Here is a 21,366-nt window from a genome sequence, read left to right on the forward strand (position 1 = left end):
GTCCCGTGGTGTAGCGGTTAACATGCCTGCCTGTCACGCAGGAGATCGCCGGTTCGATCCCGGTCGGGACCGCCATTATTTTTATTCGATAAGGTGAATATGATTTTATGGGTCGGTAGCTCAGTTGGTAGAGCATTAGATTGAAGCTCTAAGTGTCGGCGGTTCGATTCCGTCCCGACCCACCATATAATGCGGGTGTAGTTTAATGGTAAAACCTCAGCCTTCCAAGCTGATGTCGTGAGTTCGATTCTCATCACCCGCTCCAAATGGGGGCCTATAGCTCAGCTGGTTAGAGCGTACGCCTGATAAGCGTGAGGTCGATGGTTCAAGTCCATTTAGGCCCACCATAAAAATATTCCGAAGTAGCTCAGTGGTAGAGCAATCGGCTGTTAACCGATCGGTCGTAGGTTCGAGTCCTACCTTCGGAGCCACGGCCCGTTGGTCAAGTGGTTAAGACACCGCCCTTTCACGGCGGTAACACGGGTTCGAATCCCGTACGGGTCATAGTATGAGCTAAAAAGATAGGCTCAAATTAAAAATAGATGATAAAAACATTTCGTTTTTATCATCTATTTTTTTGTATATTTAAGAAATAAGGAGTGTTGATTTAACTGGGAAAGGAGTAAGGAAATGATTAATTACGGTAATGACTTATTTAAAGGTACTGCTTGGTACTATTCTCGTTATAGACCTTTATATCCAGCTTCAATGATTAGATATTTAATCGATAAGTTTTCATTTGATGGTAAAGGTCAAATGCTTGATTTAGGGTGTGGTACAGGACAATTAGCATTCAGATTGTCGGATTGGTTTGAAAAAATAATTGGGATTGATAATGAGCCAGAAATGATACAAGAAGCAATTCGTCTTGAAAAGGAATATTTATTAGAGAATTTGGAATGGTTTAATGGAGATCTAGAATCGTTTAGAAAGAAATTTAATAATCATCTTTTTCGATTTGTCACCATTGCTAAGGCGTTTCATTGGATGGATAGAGAAAAGACTCTTGATATGTTATATGAAATGATTGCACATGGTGGTGGTATTGCTATTATTGATAATTATTCTACCAATAAAGAACTTTTACCGTGGCAATTAAAGATACAGCAAGTAGTTGAACAATGGTATGGAAAGAAAAGAAGAGCGGGGAATACAACCTATTCTCACCCGACAGTTAGCTACGAAGAAATTATATTGAATTCTAAATTCAAATTAGAGATGTATAAACCCTTTTGAACACATATGGACATTAGACGCTATAATTGGAAACTTATATTCAACTTCCTACGGTTCAAGACGTTTTTTAGGGGAAAATAGTGCTTTATTTGAAAAGCATTTAAAAGAAGAATTATTGGTGCTTGATAAAAGTGGCATTTTTAAAGAAAAAAATCAACATATCGATAAAATTTGCTATAAAAAACTAATTCATATATTTCCAACTTAAGGAGGGTTTATGAAAATAGAAGTAAGGAATGGAGTAGTCATTGTTAATAACTTTGAAATTGTTGGGTTTGTGGATGAAGAAAATAACTGCATGATTTGCGAAATGAATTTAATTTATTATGAAGATTATGATGCTTATATTTGCCCAAAATGCAACAGATGGACTGAAACAAAATGTAGTGATTCGAATTGTAACTACTGTATTAATCGACCTGAAAAACCTTTACCGAACACTGAATAAGGTAATCCATTCTTTATAAGTCCATAAAAAATCTCTCATCAATTGGTGATGAGAGATTTTTCTAAGCCTTGCTATACATCATTATGTATGGCAAAGCCGCCTTGCCGTAATTATTAATAGAAAGTTTTAAAACCACGACTCCACCAGGTGGGTGCTCGCAGAATAGTTCCTGTATATCGTCATTCACCGGAGTGTGACGCCCGCCATTCCCTATTCGATTAAAACTCCCTTTTACAGTTCAAAGGTTAAAACTTAATATTTGTACGAACAACGCAGCTTTATTGTTATAATATACGATTATAAATTGTTGCGCAAGTAAGTATGAATGATGAAAAATGTCAAATATTTATCATTATAATATTGAAGAAATTTATGGTTTTTATAGTATGTAGGAGAATGGAGTTTATGTTTTTGGCAAATTAAAAAGCTTTCCATCATTGGAAAACTTTTGCTATCATTTTATTTTATTTAATACCTCATTTGTTAGGGTAACAAGATTAATTTGGGTATCTTCTTTCATGACATCCTTTAAGATTTCATTTCGGAAGTAATTTACACTTACTTCTAGTGGTATAGCCAATATTTTTTGTAATGCCTGTTGATACATGATAACAAATTCCTTATCCGTATTACCACGTTTTAATTCCGCAAAGGACTCGTAAAACTGGTCTAGCTTATCTGCAAATTCTAAAAGTCGACCTTCAATTGTTGCATCTTTTCCTTCTTTCATTCGATCAAAGAATACCGCTTGAAAATCTGGGGGTATTTCTTCCCTAATAAATTTTTCCATCATTTTTTCCTCGACATGGGCAAGCATTTGCTTTAGTTCTACGCTAGCATGTTTGACCGGTGTTTTAATGTCGCCGATAAAAACTTCAGCAAAGTCATGATTGATGGTTTTTTCATAAAGGGATTTCCAGTCTATTGTTGCTCCATTCATTTCTTCAAGAGTACCAAAAAACATGGCATATTGAGACACTTTCCAAGAATGGGCTGCAACGTTATGTTCTTCAAACTTAAAACGCCCAGGTGCACGGAAAATACGTTCTAAATCATTTAAACTTGTGAAAAACTTATGAATACCTATAAAAATCACTCCCGATTTAGATTGAGCATAATAGATGCCCTTAATTGCATCTTACATCTATTTATTTCCATAAAGGGTAGAGTTTCAAACATTTTACAAACACTTAAAGGTGCATTTACAAACTTTTAATCGTTTAGTGTTTAATTTATACAATATGCACAATTTTGGTATAAGAGAACAGTTTTTTAACTAATTAAACAAAAATACTTAAAAGACCTTTATGTATTATATAAAGGTCTTCGTTTTTTATAATAAAATGTCAATAACCGTACCCTTGTATGGATGGGTAGCGTTAGTTTGTTCTGTCATTTGTTCAAGCATTTCAACTGTACTTGCTGTCGCTAAGTTTAGAGATTTATCCATAATACTCATTTGGACAGTCTGTTGAAGTTGAGCAACTTGGGCAGACATGATTGAATTGATATCCAAGATTCCACCTCCTTAATCTACATATCGGTTTAATAAATAACGACTTTAATAAACAGTTAAAGAAAAGGAAAAATGACATCTTTCGACAATTACGGAATATTTCAAAACACATATGGCAATACTCCTTTCGAGGAGGGACAACTAAAATGTGGAAAAAATTATTGATTTTTAGTAGTTTAATGTTACTTTTAAGCGGGTGTAACTTGTTTGCTGAACAAGAAAAAATCACAGTTGCAGCCCCTGAAGCGTTAAAAGCAGATGCAAAAATAATAAATACTGAAGGAAAAGAAATTGGACATATGGAAATGACGGAGGGGACAGATGGTGTTCTTATCTCCCTAGGGCTTACAGAAATACCAGAAGGAGAGCATGGAATTCATATACATGAAGTCGGTAAATGTGAAAAACCATCGTTTGAATCTGCTGGAGCTCATTTTAATCCATTAGGCAAACATCACGGTATTAATAATCCAAAGGGGCCACATTTAGGAGATTTACCAAACATTACTGCTGAGCAGGATGGAACAGTACAAGTTGAATTGGTGGCGAAAAATATTACGTTAGAAAAGGGTATGGAAAATTCTTTATTTGATGCTGATGGTAGTGCTATTGTCATCCATGAAAAAGCAGATGATTATGTAACAGATCCTGCAGGTAACTCGGGTGCGAGAATTGCCTGTGGAGTTATTACATCCGAAAACTAAGAATGAAGCTGTGTAATAATTTTATTACACAGCTTTTTGTCTTTTAAATATCCATTAAATGTTTTATATATAACATTTTTCCATTTATAATAATTGGGATTATTAGTTTTGGGATACTAGAGAAGTGTATTTGAGTATTGTGTAGTATAACAATTTAAATAGTAATTTAAATTTTTTTATTATTCTAATATATATTATACCTTCTAAAAGAAAGCGTTTTTATACTTAAAATAAATCTATAAATCTATTAACAGAATATTAAAAGGATTGACACATATTAAGATTAATAGGTAAAATTGAACTGTAATGTAACAATTATTTGGAGGGGTTCAATTGAAAAAAAGTAAATTAATGTTTCTTTCACTATTAAGTGTTTTACTTTTAATGGTTTTAGCTGCTTGTGGTGGTGAAGAAAAAACAACTGACAAAGAAACATCAGGGGGATCTTCTGATGAAAAAGCATCTGATATTAAATTTTTAAGTTTAGCTACAGGTGGTACGCAAGGTACATACTACGCATTAGGTGGTACATTTGCTGATTTAATAACAGAAGAAACTGGTATTAAAACAACTGCTGAAGTTTCACAAGCTTCGACGGCAAACGTAAGCGCATTGAAAGATGGAAATGCTGAAATTGCTTTCATGCAAACGGATATCGCTTACTATGCCAAAAATGGTGAGTTAATGTTTGACGGTCAACCACTTGATGATTTAGTGGCAATTGGCGGTTTATATCCTGAAACAATTCACTTAGTAACAACTGCAAATTCAGGTATTAAATCATTTGAAGATTTAAAAGGTAAAAAAGTTTCAGTAGGTGCACCAGGATCGGGTACTTATGCGAACGCTGAACAATTGCTAGAAGTTCATGGTTTAACGATGGAAGACATCGAACCGCAAAATTTAGACTTTGGTGAATCAACAGACGGTTTAACTACGGGTCAAATCGATGCGGCATTTATCACTGCTGGTTATCCAACGGCTGCAGTTGAAGCATTAGGTGCTACAACAGACGTTGTCATCGTTCCTGTAGAAGCTGATAAAGCAGAAGCATTAATCGAGAAATATCCTTACTATGCAGTAGATACAATTCCTTCAGGTACTTACGGTTTAGAAACGGAAGTTCCTACTGTATCAGTATTAGCAATGTTGGCTGTAAAAGCTGATTTACCAGATGATGTTGCCTACGGAATTGCTAAAGCGATTTATGGAAACACAGATAAGATTAGCCATGCTAAAGGGGAATTTATTAGTCCTGAAACTGCTTTAACTGGTATTGGTATCGATGTTCATCCAGGTGCTCAAAAATTCTTTGATGAACAATAATTAAGAAGAAATGAAGTGAAGGGCTTGAAGGCATACTTCTTCAAGTCCTTTTCAATTGAGGCGATTAAATGAAACGGGCGCATCTATTCTTAATTGTATTAGTGGTAGGGATTATTTTTTTCTTTTCACCGCTTTACCCCGTGTTTTCCTTTGAAGAAACACGGACGAATAATCCAGAAGTGTATTACATAAATGTTTCCAAAGAACAAAAGTTTAATATTCGTTTTACTCATTCTATCCATTTAACGGATGTATTAGAATCTTATGAAATAACGGAGAACAATCAAATAAAACTTCATTCAATGGAATATGAAGATGTTGCCGTTGGGATGCCGGCTCATGCAGAGGAAGATCAAACGTTAAGTTATGAAAATGGTAAATACAAATTAGCATACAAAAATAAAATATTAGATAATTTCACGATTTATATTGGAGACATCGATATGGACTTAAATTTTGTTTACGACGGACAAACGTATAACATGAAAAAATCGCTGCATCGAGGGAGTTCTTATTTATTTGAAGTGAAGACAATATCTTTATTCGACAAGCTGAGAGGAGCTGTGATGGTATATGAAAAGTGATGTAAAACATCAAACAACTAGTGAATCAATCGACCCATTGAAAGATAAACAGCTTGCCACAGAGCATATCGATGTATTATCAGAGGAACAACAACAAGAGTTGATTGAGAAGTATGATACAGAAGCGAATATGCGAAAAATTGCCGGTATTATGAAATGGGTTATTTTTATTGGGCTTCTTGCCTTCTCCCTATTCCAGTTATATACGGCTATTTTCGGGCAATTTACTGCTTATATCCAACGTTCTATCCATTTAGGATTTGGTTTAACATTCGTATTTTTACTATTTCCTTCTCGTAAAAAGGGAAGAAAAGATACGATACCATTTTATGATTATATCTTGGCTATAGTAGCTGCTGTAACAGGAGCTTATTGGACAATTAATTATGACCGTTTAGTAACAAGCCTTGGAACAATTACGCAAATGGACTTTATCGTAGGTTTAATTGTAATTTTATTAGTATTAGAGGCTGCTAGACGTTCAGTTGGATTACCGATAGCGATTATTGCTGTTTTATTTTTGGCCTACGCAATTTATGGACAATATATGCCAGATATTTTTGCCCATCGAGGTCAATCATTAGACCAACTAGTTAATTTAATGTACTACTCAACGGATGGTATTTTAGGTACGCCGATTAGTGTTTCGGCAACATATATTTTTGCATTCTTACTTTTTGGTGCTTTCCTTGTAAAAACAGGGGTAGGGGAGTACTTTAATGATTTAGCGATTGCGGTAGCAGGGAAATTAATTGGTGGACCTGCAAAAGTAGCTATTTTCTCATCTGCCTTGCAAGGGACGATTTCAGGAAGTTCGGTAGCAAACGTTGTTACTTCAGGTGCTTATACGATTCCGCTAATGAAAAAACTAGGATATAAAAAAGATTTTGCTGGTGCCGTAGAAGCAGCTTCTTCTACAGGGGGGCAAATCATGCCTCCAATTATGGGTGCTGCTGCCTTTTTAATGGTTGAATTTATCGGACGCGGTATTACTTATTGGGATATCGCAAAAGCCGCAATTATTCCAGCGATACTTTATTTTGCAGGAATATGGATTATGACTCATTTCGAAGCTAAACGTCTTGGCTTACGTGGTCTTACAGATGATGAAATGCCAGATCGAAAAATGATTTGGAAAAAACTTTATTTATTAATTCCGATTGCATTAATTGTTGTCATTATGATGTTCGGTGTACCAGTAATCCATTCAGCGTTATATGGTATTATTGCGTGTATCATCGTCGGTTTCTTCAACAAAGATGTGAAGTTTGGCATTCGCGAAATTATCGATGCTTTAGTAGATGGAGCTCGCACAGCTTTATCGGTTGCCGCTGCAACAGCTTGTGCTGGTATTATTGTAGGGGTAGTTGTTAAAACAGGTTTAGGTTTAAGCTTAGCAAATAGTTTAGTAGATTTAGCAGGCGGACGTATTTTCTTAACATTGTTCTTTGTTATGATCGCATCCCTTATTTTGGGGATGGGTGCACCAACAACAGCGAACTATGTTATTACATCGACGATTGCAGCACCGGCAATTATTGCGCTTCTAGCACCTGACGTTTCTCAAGCATTAGTGCCGATTACAGTAGTATTAGCTGCTCATTTCTTTGTATTCTACTTTGGTATTATTGCAGACATTACTCCACCAGTTGCACTGGCAGCCTTTGCTGCATCGGGTATATCAGGTGGAGATCCAATTAAAACAGGGGTTCACTCTGCAAAACTAGCGATTGCGGCATTCATTATACCGTATATGATTGTTTACTCACCATCTCTTTTAATGATCGATGTGACGTTCTGGGAAGTTGCTTGGTTAGTCATTACAGCAATGCTTGGAATGATTGCAATAGGAGCGGGAGTTATCGGCTATTGGTACCGTCCTATTAATTTGTTAGAACGATTAATTATTATTGCCGCAGGACTAGCGATGGTTTATCCGGAATCATTGTCTGACATTATCGGATTAGTCGTATTCGGTATTATGTTCTTTATTCAATTAGCAACAAAAAATAAAGGAAATAAACCGGATCGATTAGGAACTGCGACAAATTAAGAAATAGAAGCTTGCACAATAATGTGCAAGCTTTTTTTATAGAATGTAAAAGAAATTAATTTTCTGTAAATAGATGGAGATTGCATTGTTTTTCACCATTGGCTTACTTTACACTAATATTAAAACGAACATTTGGAGGTATTTATGAAGAGTATTGCAGTTGATATGGATCAAGTAATAGCGGATTTTTTAGGTAAAGCAACGAAAGCTTTTCAAGAGCGTTTTAATATTTCGGTTTCTAAAGAAGACTTTGACGTAGCAAAAATTGAAGCCCAATATCCTGAATTGGCGCATCAGTTTTATTTAATGATTAATGAACCTGATTTTTTTAGAGATTTCGAATTGGAAGATCAGGATGCTGTCCCTGTATTAAAAGAATTGAGTGAGCACTATGAAATTTATATTGCGACAGCAGCAATGGATGTGCCGGGTTGCTTCAATGCTAAATATGAATGGTTATTGGAACATTTTCCATTTTTAAACCCCGCCTATTTTATATTCTGCGGAGATAAGAAGGTCGTAAAGGCAGATTATTTAATCGATGATAATGTAAAGCAACTTCAATCCTTTACAGGAGAAGGGATTTTATATTCCCAAAGTTATAATGAGTATTGCACGGAATTTAAACGTGTTCATAATTGGCAAGAAATTCGAACTTTATTTTTACCAGTAAAGCAATAAGTAGGATAACATTGTTCACCAAATTTTAACCCCATTCATTGTAGGTTAGAAGGAAGAGATTGAGGTGAAATTATGGATAACATCGATGTGCGAGACTATTTATTAGAAAAAATTCAAAATTGTCATTGCGAAGAAGGTCTTAAATTACCAAGTGAAAATAAATTAGCTGCAATGTTTTCTATTCCCCGTAAACGAATCCGAGACGTATATTTAGATTTAGAACAAATGGGGATGATTGAATCAAAACAAGGAATTGGTCATTTTGTAAAACCGAAACGTAAATTATTAGATATCGTTCTAACTGGGGATGTTAGTTTTAGTGAAAAAATGAAGCAGCAAACGAAGGATTATAAGTCTGTTTTAACAAGGCTGGAGCAAATCGAAATGTCTAATTTGGAATATCCCCATATAGAATTTGCTCATTGTAAGACCCTTTATATTATTGAAAGATTACGTTTTGTCGATGGTGAACCTGCTGCACTCCATCGTTCCTATGTAAATGCAGATCTTTTTCCTGAAATAAAAAAAGAGCGTAGTCAATTATCCTCCATCTACCAATTTTATAAAACCCACGGTATTGAAAACTTCGAAAGTTCATTTACAAGACTTTCAACTATTTTCCCAGGTAAGTATGAACGGATGATGCTTCACTGTGAAAATTTAGTCCCTATCATTTTAGTTGAATCGGACAACTGGAATAAAGATGATAATGTTCAATTAGAATATACGGAAATATTATATCGAAGCGACCGCTTCTCCTTCCAATTAACGAATACTCAAAAAGAAAAAGGATGTCTCTGTTAAAAGAGGCATCCTTTTTTCCTTTTTACAAAAACTTCACACTAGCTTAATGGTCTTCTACTTGGCGACAAGATACATTTGCATTGAAAGGGGTGCAAAAGATGAAAAGAGCTTTAAGAACAAAACTATTAATTGAAGTAGGAAGAAATGAAGCGATTCAATTTGCAAATGAAATTTCAACAAAGTATCAAGTGGAAGAAATTCAAGCACCAAAATTAGGCTTAACGATGATTAAGATGCGAGAGTCGGCACAGCAATCGTTATTTTATATAGGAGAAGTATTAGTTACAGAAACGAAAGTGAAAATTGTCGAAAGTTTTGGAATTGGCGTAGTGATGGAAGATGATGAAGGATTATCCCGTGCATTAGCGATAGTTGATGCGGCTTATAAAGAAAATTTACCAGAGACGCAAAATTGGCAAGGGGAGTTCGAAAAGCTAGAACAACGCTATCAACAACAATTACAGCAATTAAAATGTTCCATCGAGCGGACAAAAGTTAATTTCGAAACAATGAAAATTTAAGGAGGCGTACAAATGGATGAACATCGTACACAACGTACATTCCGAAAGATATTGGAGGCTATGACCTTTCCCGGGAAGATTGTTCAGTTGGAACAAAGTCCAAACGAACTATCTCCTTTATATTCGCAAACAGTACTTGTTTGCCAAACCCTTTTAGATGGCGAAGTAACGTTTGCGGTAATAGGTGAAAAGAAGGTTAGTCAATCAATTCAAGCATATACAGGAAGTCACGAAGCAAAAGTAGAAGAGGCAGATTTCATTATTATTCCGAATACGGTAGATTCCAATGAGATTGCTGATTTAAAAGTAGCGAAAAAGGGTGACCTTTTGAATCCGCAAAAGTCAGCAACGTTATTTTTTGAAGTCGACAATTTAATGGATGGAATACAGCTGGAATTAATGGGGCCCGGCATTAAAGATAAAACGGTCATTCATGCGGATATTTCTAAGGGTTTTCTAAAAATAAGAGATGAGTTAAATGCTGAATATCCCCTTGGCATTGATGTCCTATTTATCGACCGAAGTGGCTATGGGATGGCACTACCAAGAACGACAAAGGTAACGGAGGTGAAGTAAAGATGGGGTATGTAGCAGTAACAGGTGGACAGGAAGCGATCGAGGCTTCCCTTCAACATTTAACCTATGAACGTATTAAAGAAGGGAAATTCATTGATGTTGAATCGATTAAAGCAACAATGCGAGGTTTCTTAGATCAAGTGATGTCAGAAAGCAGTCTTTATAGTGAGCGTCTTGCCGCATTAGCTATGAAACAAAGTGAAGGTAATGTAGAAGAGGCAGTATTTTTGTTACGAGCCCACCGCTCCACTTTACCGAGACTATATTATTCTACTGTAACGGATGCTAGAGATATGTTCGTCATTCGTCGTATATCAGCGAGTTTTAAAGATATACCAGGAGGTCAAATTCTAGGGGCATCCCACGACTATTTGCATCGCTTACTAGATTTTTCTTTAGTAGAGGAAACAGAACAAGACGTCTTAAGAAAAAAAGCAGAATTCGAGGCAATCGAAGTACCTGAGGAAAGTTCGTTACCTTTAGAAAAACTACCTAAAGTAATGGATTATTTACGAAAAGAAGGTCTCATTAATGAATTTCCTTTAAATGATGAAGAACCCGATGATATTACGAAGGAAAGCTTAACTTTTCCAAGTAGTCGGAGCGAACGTCTTCAAATTTTAACCCGTGGCCAAACTGGGACGGTCACTTCCCTTGGTTATGCTGGTTTGCGCGGTTACGGATCTTCCCATCCGAACGTAGGGGAAGTGCGAGTAGGTTATCAACCAATCCATATTGCTTTAGATGAAGAAGGAGAAGAATATTACATTGGCTCCATTAAATTGACGGAAGTTGAGTCGTTTATTCCGGCTAATGTCAGTGAAGATGGTAAAGAAGTTTTAGAGTTTGATATCGGTTACGGTGCTTGCTTTGGTCAAAATGAAACGAAAGCAATTGCCATGTCGATATTAGATCATGCTTTAGAAAACCCGGAAAAAATACCCATTCATGATGAGGAATTTGTTCTCCTTCACGTAGATACGGTGGAATCAACTGGATTTATCTCTCATTTGAAGTTACCCCATTATGTAACATTCCAATCAAAATTGGAGCAAATTCGGAAAATTAAAAGGGAAGGTGTCACGAATGAGTAAATTTCCTTTCGCATTTTTAGATGAGCAATCGAAAAAAGAAATACGACGAGCGGTTTTAAAGGGAGTGGCTATCCCTGGTTATCAAGTTCCTTTTGCTTCAAGAGAAATGCCCATTGGTCGGGGATGGGGGACGGGAGGACTTCAAATAACCCTTGCCCTAGTTGGACAAAGGGATGTGTTAAAAGTCATTGACCAAGGTTCTGATGAGTCAGTGAATGCCGTTAATATAAAGAAATTAGTGCAAGGCACAACAGGGATTGAAACAACGATTCATACAAAGGAGGCGACTTTAATTCAGTCCCGTCACCGAATACCGGAAGTGCCATTAAGAAGTGATCAAATTATGATTTTGCAAGTTCCTGAGCCAGAGCCTCTTCGTTCAGTGGAGCGAAGTGAGTTCAAGACAAAACAGTTACATGCAGAGAGAGAATATAGCGGAGCATGGTTGTTACTGTTTGAACAGATTATGCGCTATAACCAAACGTCTCAAGGAGCGGATTATCCGGTGTTAGTACATGATCGTTATGTCATGAATCCGAGTCCAATTCCCCGATTCGATAATCCGAAAATTCATAATAGTGACGCCCTAATACTATTTGGAGCTGGACGAGAGAAGAAAATTTATGCAGTACCTCCTTATACAAAGGTAGAATCGTTAGCCTTTGATGATTATCCTTTTGAAATTGAAAAATTTGAAGGGAAGGCATGTAAAGTTACTGGATTAACCGATGTATTCCTAGATGAATTAACCGATGAGCAAACGGGAGAAACGTATTATTTATGTAATGATACGAGCTTTATGCAGGAATATTTAGAGAAGCGGGGGACTGTTCATGTTCGATAAACCAATTTTACAAATAAAAAATTTATCGAAGCAATACGGTGAAGGGTGTTCTTATTGCCAACATGAAAATGCAAAGTTAGAACGAAATTTCTGTCCAGTTTGTAAAACGGTCTATGCATGTAAAAATATTTCCCTCGATCTACACCGGGGTGAAATTTTAGGGATTGTTGGTGAAAGTGGTAGTGGTAAGTCAACATTAATGAAATGTTTATACTTCGATGAAGAAACGACAACAGGGGAAGGCTTTTTAACGGATTATTTTAATGGAAATGAAAATATTTTTACCCAGTCCGGACAGCAAAAAAGATTTATCCGCAACTCATTATTAGGAATGGTTTATCAAAATCCGATGCTAGGCTTAAAGATGGACTTTTCATCTATTAGTAATATTGCAGAAAAACAAATAGCAGCCGGTAATCGTAATGTGAAACAAATGGTAGATCGAAGTAATGCGTTATTAGACAAAGTAAATATTTCCATTAAACGAAGTAAAGAACCACCTAAAAATTTCTCTGGCGGTATGCAACAACGGGTCCAAATTGCAAAAGCATTATCTAGTAATCCACCAATTCTTTTGCTAGATGAAGTGACAACGGGATTGGATTTATCGGTTCAAGCAGCAGTGCTAGACTTGATTAAAACGATACAACGAGTTATGCAAATTTCAATGATAGTTGTGTCTCATGATTTAGCAGTCATTCGTATGCTAGCAGATCGAACAGTCGTTATGCTAAATGGACAAATCATTGAAGAAGGCTTAACAGATCAAATTTTAGAAGACCCACAACATGCTTATACACAGCAACTTGTTTACTCACTACTTTAGGAGGCGTCGTTATGTTCATATTAACAAATGGCACGATCGTTACAGAAAAAGAGATGTTAAAACATCATGCAATCGTTGTAGAAAATGATATCATCTCGAAAATTATTCATGAAAATGAAGTACAGCAATATGCCGATGCAGTTGTCATGGATGCCAACGGTGGATACATTTCTCCAGGCTTTGTGGATATTCATTCTGATTATATTGAAACAATTGTATCACCTCGCCCAAATTCGATGATGGATATGACGTTAGGTTTGCGGGAAAGTGAACGTATTTTAATGACCCATGGGATTACGACGATTTTCCACTCTTTATCCTATTACGGTGATGATAAATACTCTCATAAAGCGATTCGCAATCCGGAAAATGTTCAAAAATGTGTTAATGCCATCAATGACTCCCATCAAAGTCAGCATTTAATTCGCCACCGTTTACATGCCCGTTTTGAAATTGATTGTTTAGACCAATTGCCGGTGTTGATTGAAAACATTAAAGACGACAAAGTACACCTTTTATCTTTTATGGACCATACACCAGGGCAAGGACAATATCGCAATCTTGAAATTTATAAACAAATAATGCGCGGTTATCGAAATATGACAGAGCAAGAGGCGGATACGTTAATTGAAAGCCAAATTGAAAAAGAAAAAATAACCTTAGATCAAATAGAGGAAATTTGTAAGTTAGCGTTAGAAAGAAATATTGCGGTTGCTTCCCATGACGACGATGAAGTTGAAAAATTAAAACTTGTTAAATCCTATGGAACGACGATAAGTGAGTTTCCGATTACGTTAGATGTAGCAAAGGCTGCAAAGGCAATAGGACTTCAAACAATTGCTGGTGCGCCAAATATTTTACTTGGCGGTTCCCATTCAGGAAATCTAAGTGCGGCAGAGGCAATTCAAGCACGGGTAATCGATATTATTTGTAGCGATTACTATCCACCGGCAATGCTCCATGGCATTTTTGAAATGAACAATAAATACGAGGAAGATTTACATTATTTATTCCAATTAGTAACAATCAATCCAGCCCGTGCAGTTAATTTAGGGCATTTAATCGGGTCGATTGAAGAAAATAAAAAGGCAGATTTATTGATTATTGAGCAAATGGATGACGGTTACCCGACCATTACAACGACGATGGTTGATGGAAAAGTGATTATGCAAACAAATTATCGTTAGCAGGGAGGGTTGTTTATGATACAAGTCGAGAAATTACAAAAATATTTCACCATTCATCATTTAAATAAAAGGTTAAAGGCAATTGAGGATATTTCGTTTACTGTAAAGAAAGGCCATTTTCTTGGAATCGTTGGAAAAAGTGGAAGTGGAAAATCTACTATTCTGAAAAGTATATATGGGACGTATCAGCCTCAGGCAGGTGCGATTTATTATGAGTCGGAAGAATTCGGAAACATCAATATTTTGTCGGCTACCCCTCGGGAAATGATTCATTTACGAAAATATGAAATTGGCTACGTTTCACAATTTTTATCTGTCATGCCGAGAACAACGGCATTTGAACTGGTCGAGCAATCTGCGTTGGAAGCAGGGATGAACAGCGAACAGGCGGTAAAAGAGGCTAAGGAAACATTAAAACATTTCGATTTAGATGAGTCGTTATGGCATAATTATCCGAATTATTTTTCAGGTGGGGAAAAATTACGCTTAAATATTGCTAGAGCTGTCATAAAAAAACCTCGTTTATTATTGTTAGATGAACCGACAGCAAGTTTAGACGATGCTTCAAAGCTAAAGGTGAGGGAATCCATTGAAAAACTGAAGCAGCAAGGCACAACACTAATTGGAATTTTTCATGATTTAGAATTTATGGAAGGTTTATGTGATGAGGTATTTACTATGCAGAAAGCGGTGGTGAATGCAGTTGAAAGTTGACCTTCATATGCATAGTACCTATTCAGATGGGGCAGATACGATTGAGGAGTTATTTCAAAAAGCTAGCGCTAAAGGCTTAACGCACATGAGTATTGTGGATCATGATACAACTGATCATATTGAACCTGCCTTTAACTTATCAAAAGAATACGGGATTCAATTTATTCCGGGGATTGAAATTTCCGCATATGACTTCAAAAGAAATCGGAAGGTTCATATATTAGGCTACGATTTTAAACAAAATCATCATATTAAAGCATTATGTGATCCACTTTTACAAAAACGGCATAAGCATTCTTTATGGCAATTAAAGCAAATTATCTCTTCTGGAATTGATATTACGGAAGAACAAGTAATGTCTTTTGTAAAAGAGGGAGGCATTCTCTATAAGCAACATATTATGAATGCTCTGACAGAGAGCCCTTTCAATTCTGAAAAGTACCAGACGTTATATAAATCATTATTTAAAGGTAATGGGGTAGCTTCCGGAGATATTGACTATTTAGACGCCTTCGAAGCAGTTAAAGCAATTGTGGCTGATGGAGGATATGCGGTTTGTGCTCATCCGGGGCAACTTGATTCCTATGATATAGCAGAGGAGCTCGTTCCTTTTGGTTTAAAGGGGGTTGAGTCTACTCATCCTGATCATAGGGATGAACAAGTGGTTCGAATTGTAAAAATTGCACGGGAACATCAACTATTTTTAACAGGTGGATCCGACGATCATGGGCGTTACGGCGCGGTTCTAAATAGCGAAAATTATATAGTAGAGAATATGGAGCATGTCCCGTTTATTAAATAGATGTTAATAATTGTTAAGTGTTTTGGAGACTACTTTTTAACCGATAAATATATGTTTTAATAATTTGTGTAGAAGACAATCTACAAAAACTATGAAATTAAAGGGAGATTAAAATGAAGAAAAAGTTTGTTGCTATTATTTTCATGAGTATTTTAGCAGTTCTAGCCTTAGTTGGTTGTAACTCCGAGGCTGCAGATACTGGCAATGCCAATACGAGTGATGAAACATCAAGTAATCAAGAAAATGCAAGTAACGAAGACACTTCAAAAAATGACGAACCCTTAACGGTTGTTTGGTATCCAAATGAGTCGGGCAATGAATTAAAAGCAGCCCGTGATGCTTTAGGTTCATTAATTTCTGAAGCTACTGGCCGTGAAGTAGAACATAAATTAACAACAGATTATGCGATTGCAATTGAAACGATTGCAAATGGTAATGCGCAGGTTGCCTTTATGGGAGCGCAAGGTTATATAGAGGCTAATGAAAAAAGTTCAGATGTACAACCTTTAGTTGTTCCATCTGGTGCATCTGGAACGCTTGATGACGCTGTATATTATAGTTGGTTAGCAGTACCAAAAGATAAGGCCGAAGAATATAAAACAAATGGCGAATTCGATATTAATAAAATTGCTGGTAAACGTTTTTCGTTCGTATCCGCTTCATCAACATCGGGATTTAAAGTACCTTCCGAAGCGATCGTTAGCCACTTTGGCGAGCAAGAAGAGTACAAAGATTTAACAGCAGAAGATTTAGCAGAATCGAACGATTTATTCCCAGAAGTACTATTTGGTGACTCTCACCAAGGTTCCGCTGTAAACATGTTAATGGAACGTTCTGATGTTTCTGCTTTCTGTGATACATGTGTATCCAATTATGTGGAATTAGTTGAAGGTGAAGCGAATACACCAGGTGCTGTTTATAAAGTAAAGGATGATGCAGCAGCGCCATTCAATAACTTAACTGGTAAAGAGTTCACGTTAATTTCTGTAACACCGGTATTAAATGCTCCGTTCGTAGTAAATCAATCTGTACTTTCCCCAGAGGAAATTACGGCATTAGAAGAAGCATTTACTTCAGATGAAACAGCAAACAATGAGGAAATTTTCGTTCCAGAAGGATCTGAAACACCTGGTTTATTCGAAAAATCTGAAGGTGGAAATGAAAGATTCGTCACTGCTGAAGACGCTTGGTTCGATCCAATCCGTGAATTATCGAAATAATTTTTGAGAAGAAAAGAGAGAGCTTATAAAACTTTATAAGTTCTCTTTTTAAAAATCGTGTTTAAGTAGAAGAGGCTGAGTTATTAAAAAGGAGTTGTCATAATGCAACAGGTTTTGAATAAGGAGCCAATCAATTCGAGCGTCGAAATTTCAAAAAAGGTCCAAAAGGGAGAAGTGATTTTAAAAGTCCAAGATTTATATAAAAGTTATAATCGCGGCACGCCTGTTCTTCAAGATATTCAAATGGAATTAAAACAGGGAGAATTTATTTCGATCATTGGTCCATCAGGTGCTGGGAAATCAACTTTTCTAAGATGTATTAATCGAATGATTGACCCAACGAGCGGAAGTATTGTATTTGATAATACGGAGATGACCTCTTTAAAAAAGGCAGATTTACGAAAACAACGGTCAAAAATTGGCATGGTGTTCCAACACTACAATTTAGTTTCACGGTTATCCGTATTTGAGAACGTGTTACATGGCAGATTTGGTTATAAATCGACCTTACAAGGAGTGTTTAGTCTTTTTTCGGAAGAAGAAAAGGAGCTAGCGTTATCCATTTTGGACAAACTCGGTATGAAAGAGTTTGCCTATAAACGATGTGACCAATTAAGTGGTGGGCAAAAACAACGTGTTGGAATAGCACGCGCATTAGTACAACAGCCAAAACTTTTACTTTGTGATGAACCAATTGCTTCCCTCGATCCGAATGCTTCAAAGATCATTATGGATCATTTAAAGGATATTAGTGAAACGATGGGGATTACCGTATTAGTCAATCTTCATCAAGTAGATGTAGCGTTGAAATATTCTGATCGAGTAATTGGGTTAAATAAAGGAAGAATTGTTTATGACGGCGTACCTGAAAAGCTTTCTAACTCTGCTATACGAGATATTTACGGATCAGAAATTGAAGATTTGATTTTGGAATAGGACGGTGCAAAAGTAATGGACGATCGTCTTGATATTATTAAAAAAAAGAAAATCCAAATGACAGTAGTGTTACTTATTATGTTACTCATTACGATGGGTACCTCGAGGTTAACCGAGTTTAATTTTATTGAAGGATTTCAATCCATACCTGGAACGATTGGGTGGATGGCGGCGAACTTAATTCCAGGTGCAGAGGCGATGGAAAACTTCTCTAAAGTATTATCAAAACTTTGGGAAACGATTGTTTTATCCATTATTTCAACTACGACAGCTGGTTTGTTTGCACTGTTCTTCGCTTTATTTGGCTCGAAAACAACGAAAGTAAACGGACCCCTTGCAGCCTTTTCACGATTAATTGCATCTGTATTCCGTAACATACCGGTCGTAGCATGGGCGTTAGTGCTCGTTATTTCCTTTGGTCATAATGTTGTAACAGGCTATTTTGCTCTATTCTTCACTACTTTTGGTTTTTTAGTTCGTGCGTTTATCGAAACAATTGATGAAGCAAGTATGGAATCTGTTGAAGCTTTAAATGCAACAGGGGCTACATATTTCCAAATGGTTTTCCGAGGGGTACTTCCTGAAAGTTTACCGCAAATGGTCAGTTGGTTATTCTTTATGATTGATACCAATATAAGAAGTGCTACACTTGTTGGATTATTAACGGGTACTGGAATTGGTTATTTATTTGATTTGTATTATAAACGACTCGATTATGAGACAGTTGGTTTAATTACAATTTGTATCATTGTAGTCGTCATCGTCATTGAATTTATTTCAAATAAAGTTAGGAGGCTCATTTTGTAATGCAGGCTACCTCGTCCATGCAAAGTAATATAAAGATACGAAACGGAAAGATTCAAATAAAAACATTTAATCGTTCCAATTTTGTATTGCATTTTATTTTAAGTTTTCTCGTTCTTTTTACAATCGTGGCGCCGTTCTTTTTAGAATATGGCGCAATCGATATCCAAACGGCCATTTTCTACACTTTAGATAATTTGAAAATGATGTTTTTACAGCCTGCTTTGAGTCAAGTTACGTTAACTGCAGCGTTGTATCAAATTTTAATTACGTTAGCATTGGCTTTTTTATCAACATTAATCGGTGCTGTAATCTCCTTTTTCTTAGCGATACTTAGTGCGAAAAACTTAATGCCTTCTTATATTTCAAACGTCATTATCGCTTTTAATTCCTTTATTCGCGCGGTACCTACCGTATTATGGGTATTAATCTTTGCCATTGTAGCGGGTCTAGGTAGTGTGGCGGCAATATTAGGGATGACGTTACACACCATTGCATATTTAACAAAAGCCTACGCAGAATCCTTTGAAGAAATCGATAATGGAATGATCGAAGCATTGCGAGCGACTGGCGCAAAATGGTGGCACATTATCATACATGTTGTGTTACCCCAAACTTCGTCTTATATGGTATCCTGGACATTCCTTCGTTTTGAAACAAACTATGGTGTAGCAATTGCGATGGGGGCGGCAGCTGCAGCAGGTGGTATTGGGTTTGAATTATTTATGGCATCAAGCTTCTATTATGATTTGCATGAAGTCGGAATGATAACTTACTTCGCATTAATTATTGCCCTTATTTTAGAGTTCATCTCTATTCGTATTAAAAATAAGTTAATAGGCAGCAAATCATAAAAAAAGGAAAGTTAAAGTCCCTCTAAAATCGGGGGATTTTTTACGTTTAAAAAAGTTACATAAACGATTCATCGCAATTTGAGATTGTTTTAATACTTTTATTGCATATTTAACAGTATTTTGTTGTATTTCGAGGGTAAACTGTGTATGATATAAAATATCTGAAAATTCAAACTAAGGAGTGTTGCACAAGGTGAATAATTTATTATTATCTAAGTTTGAAACTTATTTATTGGATGAGAAATTAGAGATAGAATGTGAAGAAATGGAAGAATATATAAATGAGGAATCGAACAACTACGAAGAATATCCACCTGGATTCTTCTCTGATTTATAGAATATGTTGGCGGCGACAAATCCTTTAAGGAGTTTGTCGTTTTTTTATTTCATATATCATTCTTTCAACGTCTTAATTTTGATTGGTGGGCAGAAGCGGTTAATATTTACTGGATGGTTATGTATAATAGAATAAGTGAAATAAAAATCGAGGTGCGAAAACATGGGGCAGGTTAGAACATACGAGGAAGTTATCTATGGATGGTTTGAGCATTTTCATGAGAATCCAGAAGTTAGTTGGAAAGAAGTAGAGACGACTAAAAAAATTGCATCGATATTAGATGAAATGGGAGTAAATTACAAACTTTTTTCTGATTTAACGGGTCTTATTGCGGAAATTGGTCAAGGCAAAGAAGTGATTGCTATAAGAGCGGACATTGATGCATTATGGCAAGAAGTGGATGGGGAAATGCGTGCAAATCATTCTTGTGGTCATGACGCTAATATTTCCATGGTTTTAGGTGCCCTCCTTCAGTTAAAAGATCAACCTTTAAATAAACGTATTCGATTTATTTTTCAACCGGCCGAAGAGACTGGCGGTGGAGCGATTGAAATGGTTAAACGTGGAGTTGTAGATGATGTATCGCACTTGTTTGGAGTTCATTTACGTCCAATAGAGGAATTGCCTCTAGGAAAAATTACTCCAGCTATTCATCATGGGGCAGCTTTATTTTTAAACGGTTCTATTCATGGAATTGATGCCCATGGTGCTAGACCCCATCAAGGAAAAAATGCCATCGATGTTATTTTTGCAATTCAACAGCTGTTAAAGAATATTTATATAAATCCATTCGAAGTGTATAGTGCGAAATTGACAAAAATCGTTGCGGATGGGGGAAGCACAAACATAATTCCTGGAAATGCGACTTTCTCAATGGATGTCCGCGCCCAAAAAAATGCAGTCCTAGACGAAATCCAACAAAAAATCGAAGAAGGATTTAAGTCAATAGGTGAAATGTATGGAGTGAAGATTTGTTGGGATTGGGTCGATAAAACGCCAGGAGCAGAAGTTTCTGAAGAAGCGATGAAAATGGCAAAAGCTTCGATTGTAGAATCTTTAGGTGTTGAGTGTTTAGAAAAACCAATTTCCACACCAGGAAGCGATGATTTCCATTACTACACTGTTTTACGCCCCCATCTAAAAGCGACAATGATTGGTATCGGGGCTGATTTAGCACCTGGTTTACATCATCCTAAAATGACGTTCAATAAAGAGGCGTTAATTACAGGTGCAAAAGTATTAACAACCTTACTAAGCAATGCAGCAAAAAGATAACGACTATAGAGAGACAAAAGGAAG

General features: G+C 36.3%; 24 protein-coding genes, 5 tRNA genes and 1 other RNA gene. 27 read left to right on the forward strand and 3 right to left on the reverse strand.

The features are described 5' to 3' along the window. Nucleotides 1-109: 109 nt before the first annotated feature. The 7 genes from H9636_RS09805 to H9636_RS09835 all read left to right on the forward strand — a co-directional run bounded on the left by H9636_RS09805 (nucleotide 110) and on the right by H9636_RS09835 (nucleotide 1,684). A tRNA-Phe gene (locus H9636_RS09805) sits at nucleotides 110-185 on the forward strand. Between the two features lie 6 nt (nucleotides 186-191). Continuing rightward, nucleotides 192-265: transfer RNA gene (locus H9636_RS09810), tRNA-Gly, on the forward strand. A 5-nt stretch (nucleotides 266-270) separates the two neighbouring features. Continuing rightward, nucleotides 271-347, forward strand: a tRNA-Ile gene (locus H9636_RS09815). A 9-nt stretch (nucleotides 348-356) separates the two neighbouring features. Continuing rightward, a tRNA-Asn gene (locus tag H9636_RS09820) sits at nucleotides 357-431 on the forward strand. A gap of 1 nt (nucleotide 432) precedes the next feature. Further along, a tRNA-Glu gene (locus H9636_RS09825) sits at nucleotides 433-504 on the forward strand. Nucleotides 505-630: 126 nt separating this feature from the next. Beyond that, on the forward strand, nucleotides 631-1,236 hold the full coding sequence (locus H9636_RS09830) for a class I SAM-dependent methyltransferase (RefSeq protein ID WP_225230167.1): 606 nt from the start codon (nucleotides 631-633) through the stop codon (nucleotides 1,234-1,236). A gap of 217 nt (nucleotides 1,237-1,453) precedes the next feature. Then, on the forward strand, nucleotides 1,454-1,684 hold the full coding sequence (locus H9636_RS09835; RefSeq protein ID WP_191707438.1) for a hypothetical protein: 231 nt from the start codon (nucleotides 1,454-1,456) through the stop codon (nucleotides 1,682-1,684). An 89-nt stretch (nucleotides 1,685-1,773) separates the two neighbouring features. On the opposite strand, the gene ssrS is transcribed toward H9636_RS09835, so the two are convergent. From ssrS to H9636_RS09850, 3 genes are all read right to left on the reverse strand, one after another. Further along, nucleotides 1,774-1,966, reverse strand: a non-coding RNA gene (gene ssrS / locus H9636_RS09840) — 6S RNA. Nucleotides 1,967-2,138: 172 nt separating this feature from the next. Beyond that, nucleotides 2,139-2,780: a YfbR-like 5'-deoxynucleotidase gene (locus H9636_RS09845; protein WP_191707439.1), complete on the reverse strand. Its 642-nt coding sequence runs from the start codon at nucleotides 2,778-2,780 to the stop codon at nucleotides 2,139-2,141. A gap of 237 nt (nucleotides 2,781-3,017) precedes the next feature. Continuing rightward, the gene (locus H9636_RS09850; protein ID WP_191707440.1) at nucleotides 3,018-3,200 is read right to left on the reverse strand and encodes a putative motility protein; all 183 of its coding nucleotides are present in this window, start codon (nucleotides 3,198-3,200) and stop codon (nucleotides 3,018-3,020) included. Between the two features lie 146 nt (nucleotides 3,201-3,346). Here H9636_RS09850 and H9636_RS09855 point away from each other — a divergent pair, with 146 nt between their 5' ends. The 20 genes from H9636_RS09855 (at nucleotide 3,347) to H9636_RS09950 (ending at nucleotide 21,342) form a co-directional block, all read left to right on the forward strand. Continuing rightward, on the forward strand, nucleotides 3,347-3,904 hold the full coding sequence (locus tag H9636_RS09855) for a superoxide dismutase family protein (protein WP_191707441.1): 558 nt from the start codon (nucleotides 3,347-3,349) through the stop codon (nucleotides 3,902-3,904). Between the two features lie 333 nt (nucleotides 3,905-4,237). After that, nucleotides 4,238-5,230, forward strand: coding sequence for a TAXI family TRAP transporter solute-binding subunit (locus H9636_RS09860; protein WP_225230168.1), 993 nt, complete (start codon nucleotides 4,238-4,240; stop codon nucleotides 5,228-5,230). A gap of 68 nt (nucleotides 5,231-5,298) precedes the next feature. Beyond that, nucleotides 5,299-5,814 carry a DUF1850 domain-containing protein gene (locus H9636_RS09865; protein ID WP_191707442.1) on the forward strand — a complete coding sequence of 172 codons (516 nt, stop codon included), beginning with the start codon at nucleotides 5,299-5,301 and terminating at the stop codon, nucleotides 5,812-5,814. Next, entirely contained in the window at nucleotides 5,804-7,867 is a 2,064-nt protein-coding gene (locus H9636_RS09870; protein ID WP_191707443.1) for a TRAP transporter permease, read from the forward strand. The genes H9636_RS09865 and H9636_RS09870 overlap by 11 nt, the downstream gene beginning before the upstream one ends. Before the next feature lie 144 nt (nucleotides 7,868-8,011). Further along, nucleotides 8,012-8,548, forward strand: a complete 537-nt coding sequence (locus H9636_RS09875) for a 5' nucleotidase, NT5C type (protein ID WP_191707444.1) — start codon at nucleotides 8,012-8,014, stop codon at nucleotides 8,546-8,548. 72 nt (nucleotides 8,549-8,620) lie between these two features. After that, on the forward strand, nucleotides 8,621-9,352 hold the full coding sequence (locus H9636_RS09880; RefSeq protein ID WP_191707445.1) for a GntR family transcriptional regulator: 732 nt from the start codon (nucleotides 8,621-8,623) through the stop codon (nucleotides 9,350-9,352). 98 nt (nucleotides 9,353-9,450) lie between these two features. Further along, entirely contained in the window at nucleotides 9,451-9,873 is a 423-nt protein-coding gene (phnG, locus tag H9636_RS09885; protein WP_191707446.1) for a phosphonate C-P lyase system protein PhnG, read from the forward strand. Between the two features lie 12 nt (nucleotides 9,874-9,885). Then, nucleotides 9,886-10,449: a phosphonate C-P lyase system protein PhnH gene (gene phnH / locus H9636_RS09890; protein ID WP_191707447.1), complete on the forward strand. Its 564-nt coding sequence runs from the start codon at nucleotides 9,886-9,888 to the stop codon at nucleotides 10,447-10,449. Nucleotides 10,450-10,451: 2 nt separating this feature from the next. After that, on the forward strand, nucleotides 10,452-11,543 hold the full coding sequence (locus H9636_RS09895) for a carbon-phosphorus lyase complex subunit PhnI (protein WP_191707448.1): 1,092 nt from the start codon (nucleotides 10,452-10,454) through the stop codon (nucleotides 11,541-11,543). After that, nucleotides 11,536-12,387 carry an alpha-D-ribose 1-methylphosphonate 5-phosphate C-P-lyase PhnJ gene (locus H9636_RS09900; protein WP_225230169.1) on the forward strand — a complete coding sequence of 284 codons (852 nt, stop codon included), beginning with the start codon at nucleotides 11,536-11,538 and terminating at the stop codon, nucleotides 12,385-12,387. Before H9636_RS09895 ends, H9636_RS09900 begins: the two co-directional genes overlap by 8 nt. Beyond that, nucleotides 12,377-13,213 (forward strand): ATP-binding cassette domain-containing protein, encoded by an 837-nt coding sequence (locus H9636_RS09905; RefSeq protein WP_404817746.1) that lies wholly within the window; start codon nucleotides 12,377-12,379, stop codon nucleotides 13,211-13,213. The genes H9636_RS09900 and H9636_RS09905 overlap by 11 nt, the downstream gene beginning before the upstream one ends. 11 nt (nucleotides 13,214-13,224) lie before the next feature. Beyond that, nucleotides 13,225-14,400 (forward strand): phosphonate metabolism protein PhnM, encoded by a 1,176-nt coding sequence (gene phnM, locus H9636_RS09910; RefSeq protein WP_191707450.1) that lies wholly within the window; start codon nucleotides 13,225-13,227, stop codon nucleotides 14,398-14,400. 15 nt (nucleotides 14,401-14,415) lie between these two features. Continuing rightward, on the forward strand, nucleotides 14,416-15,114 hold the full coding sequence (phnL, locus tag H9636_RS09915; protein WP_191707451.1) for a phosphonate C-P lyase system protein PhnL: 699 nt from the start codon (nucleotides 14,416-14,418) through the stop codon (nucleotides 15,112-15,114). Then, on the forward strand, nucleotides 15,104-15,916 hold the full coding sequence (locus H9636_RS09920; RefSeq protein WP_191707452.1) for a PHP domain-containing protein: 813 nt from the start codon (nucleotides 15,104-15,106) through the stop codon (nucleotides 15,914-15,916). The genes phnL and H9636_RS09920 overlap by 11 nt, the downstream gene beginning before the upstream one ends. A gap of 113 nt (nucleotides 15,917-16,029) precedes the next feature. Then, nucleotides 16,030-17,136, forward strand: coding sequence for a PhnD/SsuA/transferrin family substrate-binding protein (locus H9636_RS09925; protein WP_191707453.1), 1,107 nt, complete (start codon nucleotides 16,030-16,032; stop codon nucleotides 17,134-17,136). 102 nt (nucleotides 17,137-17,238) lie between these two features. Continuing rightward, nucleotides 17,239-18,072: a phosphonate ABC transporter ATP-binding protein gene (gene phnC, locus H9636_RS09930; RefSeq protein ID WP_191707454.1), complete on the forward strand. Its 834-nt coding sequence runs from the start codon at nucleotides 17,239-17,241 to the stop codon at nucleotides 18,070-18,072. Nucleotides 18,073-18,087: 15 nt separating this feature from the next. Next, nucleotides 18,088-18,879, forward strand: a complete 792-nt coding sequence (locus tag H9636_RS09935) for a PhnE/PtxC family ABC transporter permease (protein WP_191707455.1) — start codon at nucleotides 18,088-18,090, stop codon at nucleotides 18,877-18,879. Further along, nucleotides 18,879-19,730 (forward strand): PhnE/PtxC family ABC transporter permease, encoded by an 852-nt coding sequence (locus H9636_RS09940; protein WP_225230170.1) that lies wholly within the window; start codon nucleotides 18,879-18,881, stop codon nucleotides 19,728-19,730. Before H9636_RS09935 ends, H9636_RS09940 begins: the two co-directional genes overlap by 1 nt. 193 nt (nucleotides 19,731-19,923) lie before the next feature. Then, nucleotides 19,924-20,067, forward strand: coding sequence for a hypothetical protein (locus tag H9636_RS09945; protein ID WP_191707456.1), 144 nt, complete (start codon nucleotides 19,924-19,926; stop codon nucleotides 20,065-20,067). A 162-nt stretch (nucleotides 20,068-20,229) separates the two neighbouring features. Beyond that, complete coding sequence (locus tag H9636_RS09950; protein WP_191707457.1) at nucleotides 20,230-21,342, forward strand: amidohydrolase; 1,113 nt, start codon at nucleotides 20,230-20,232, stop codon at nucleotides 21,340-21,342. Nucleotides 21,343-21,366 lie beyond the last annotated feature (24 nt).

The sequence above is a fragment of the Ureibacillus galli genome (assembly GCF_014836845.1).
In the GTDB taxonomy this organism is placed as follows: domain Bacteria; phylum Bacillota; class Bacilli; order Bacillales_A; family Planococcaceae; genus Ureibacillus; species Ureibacillus galli.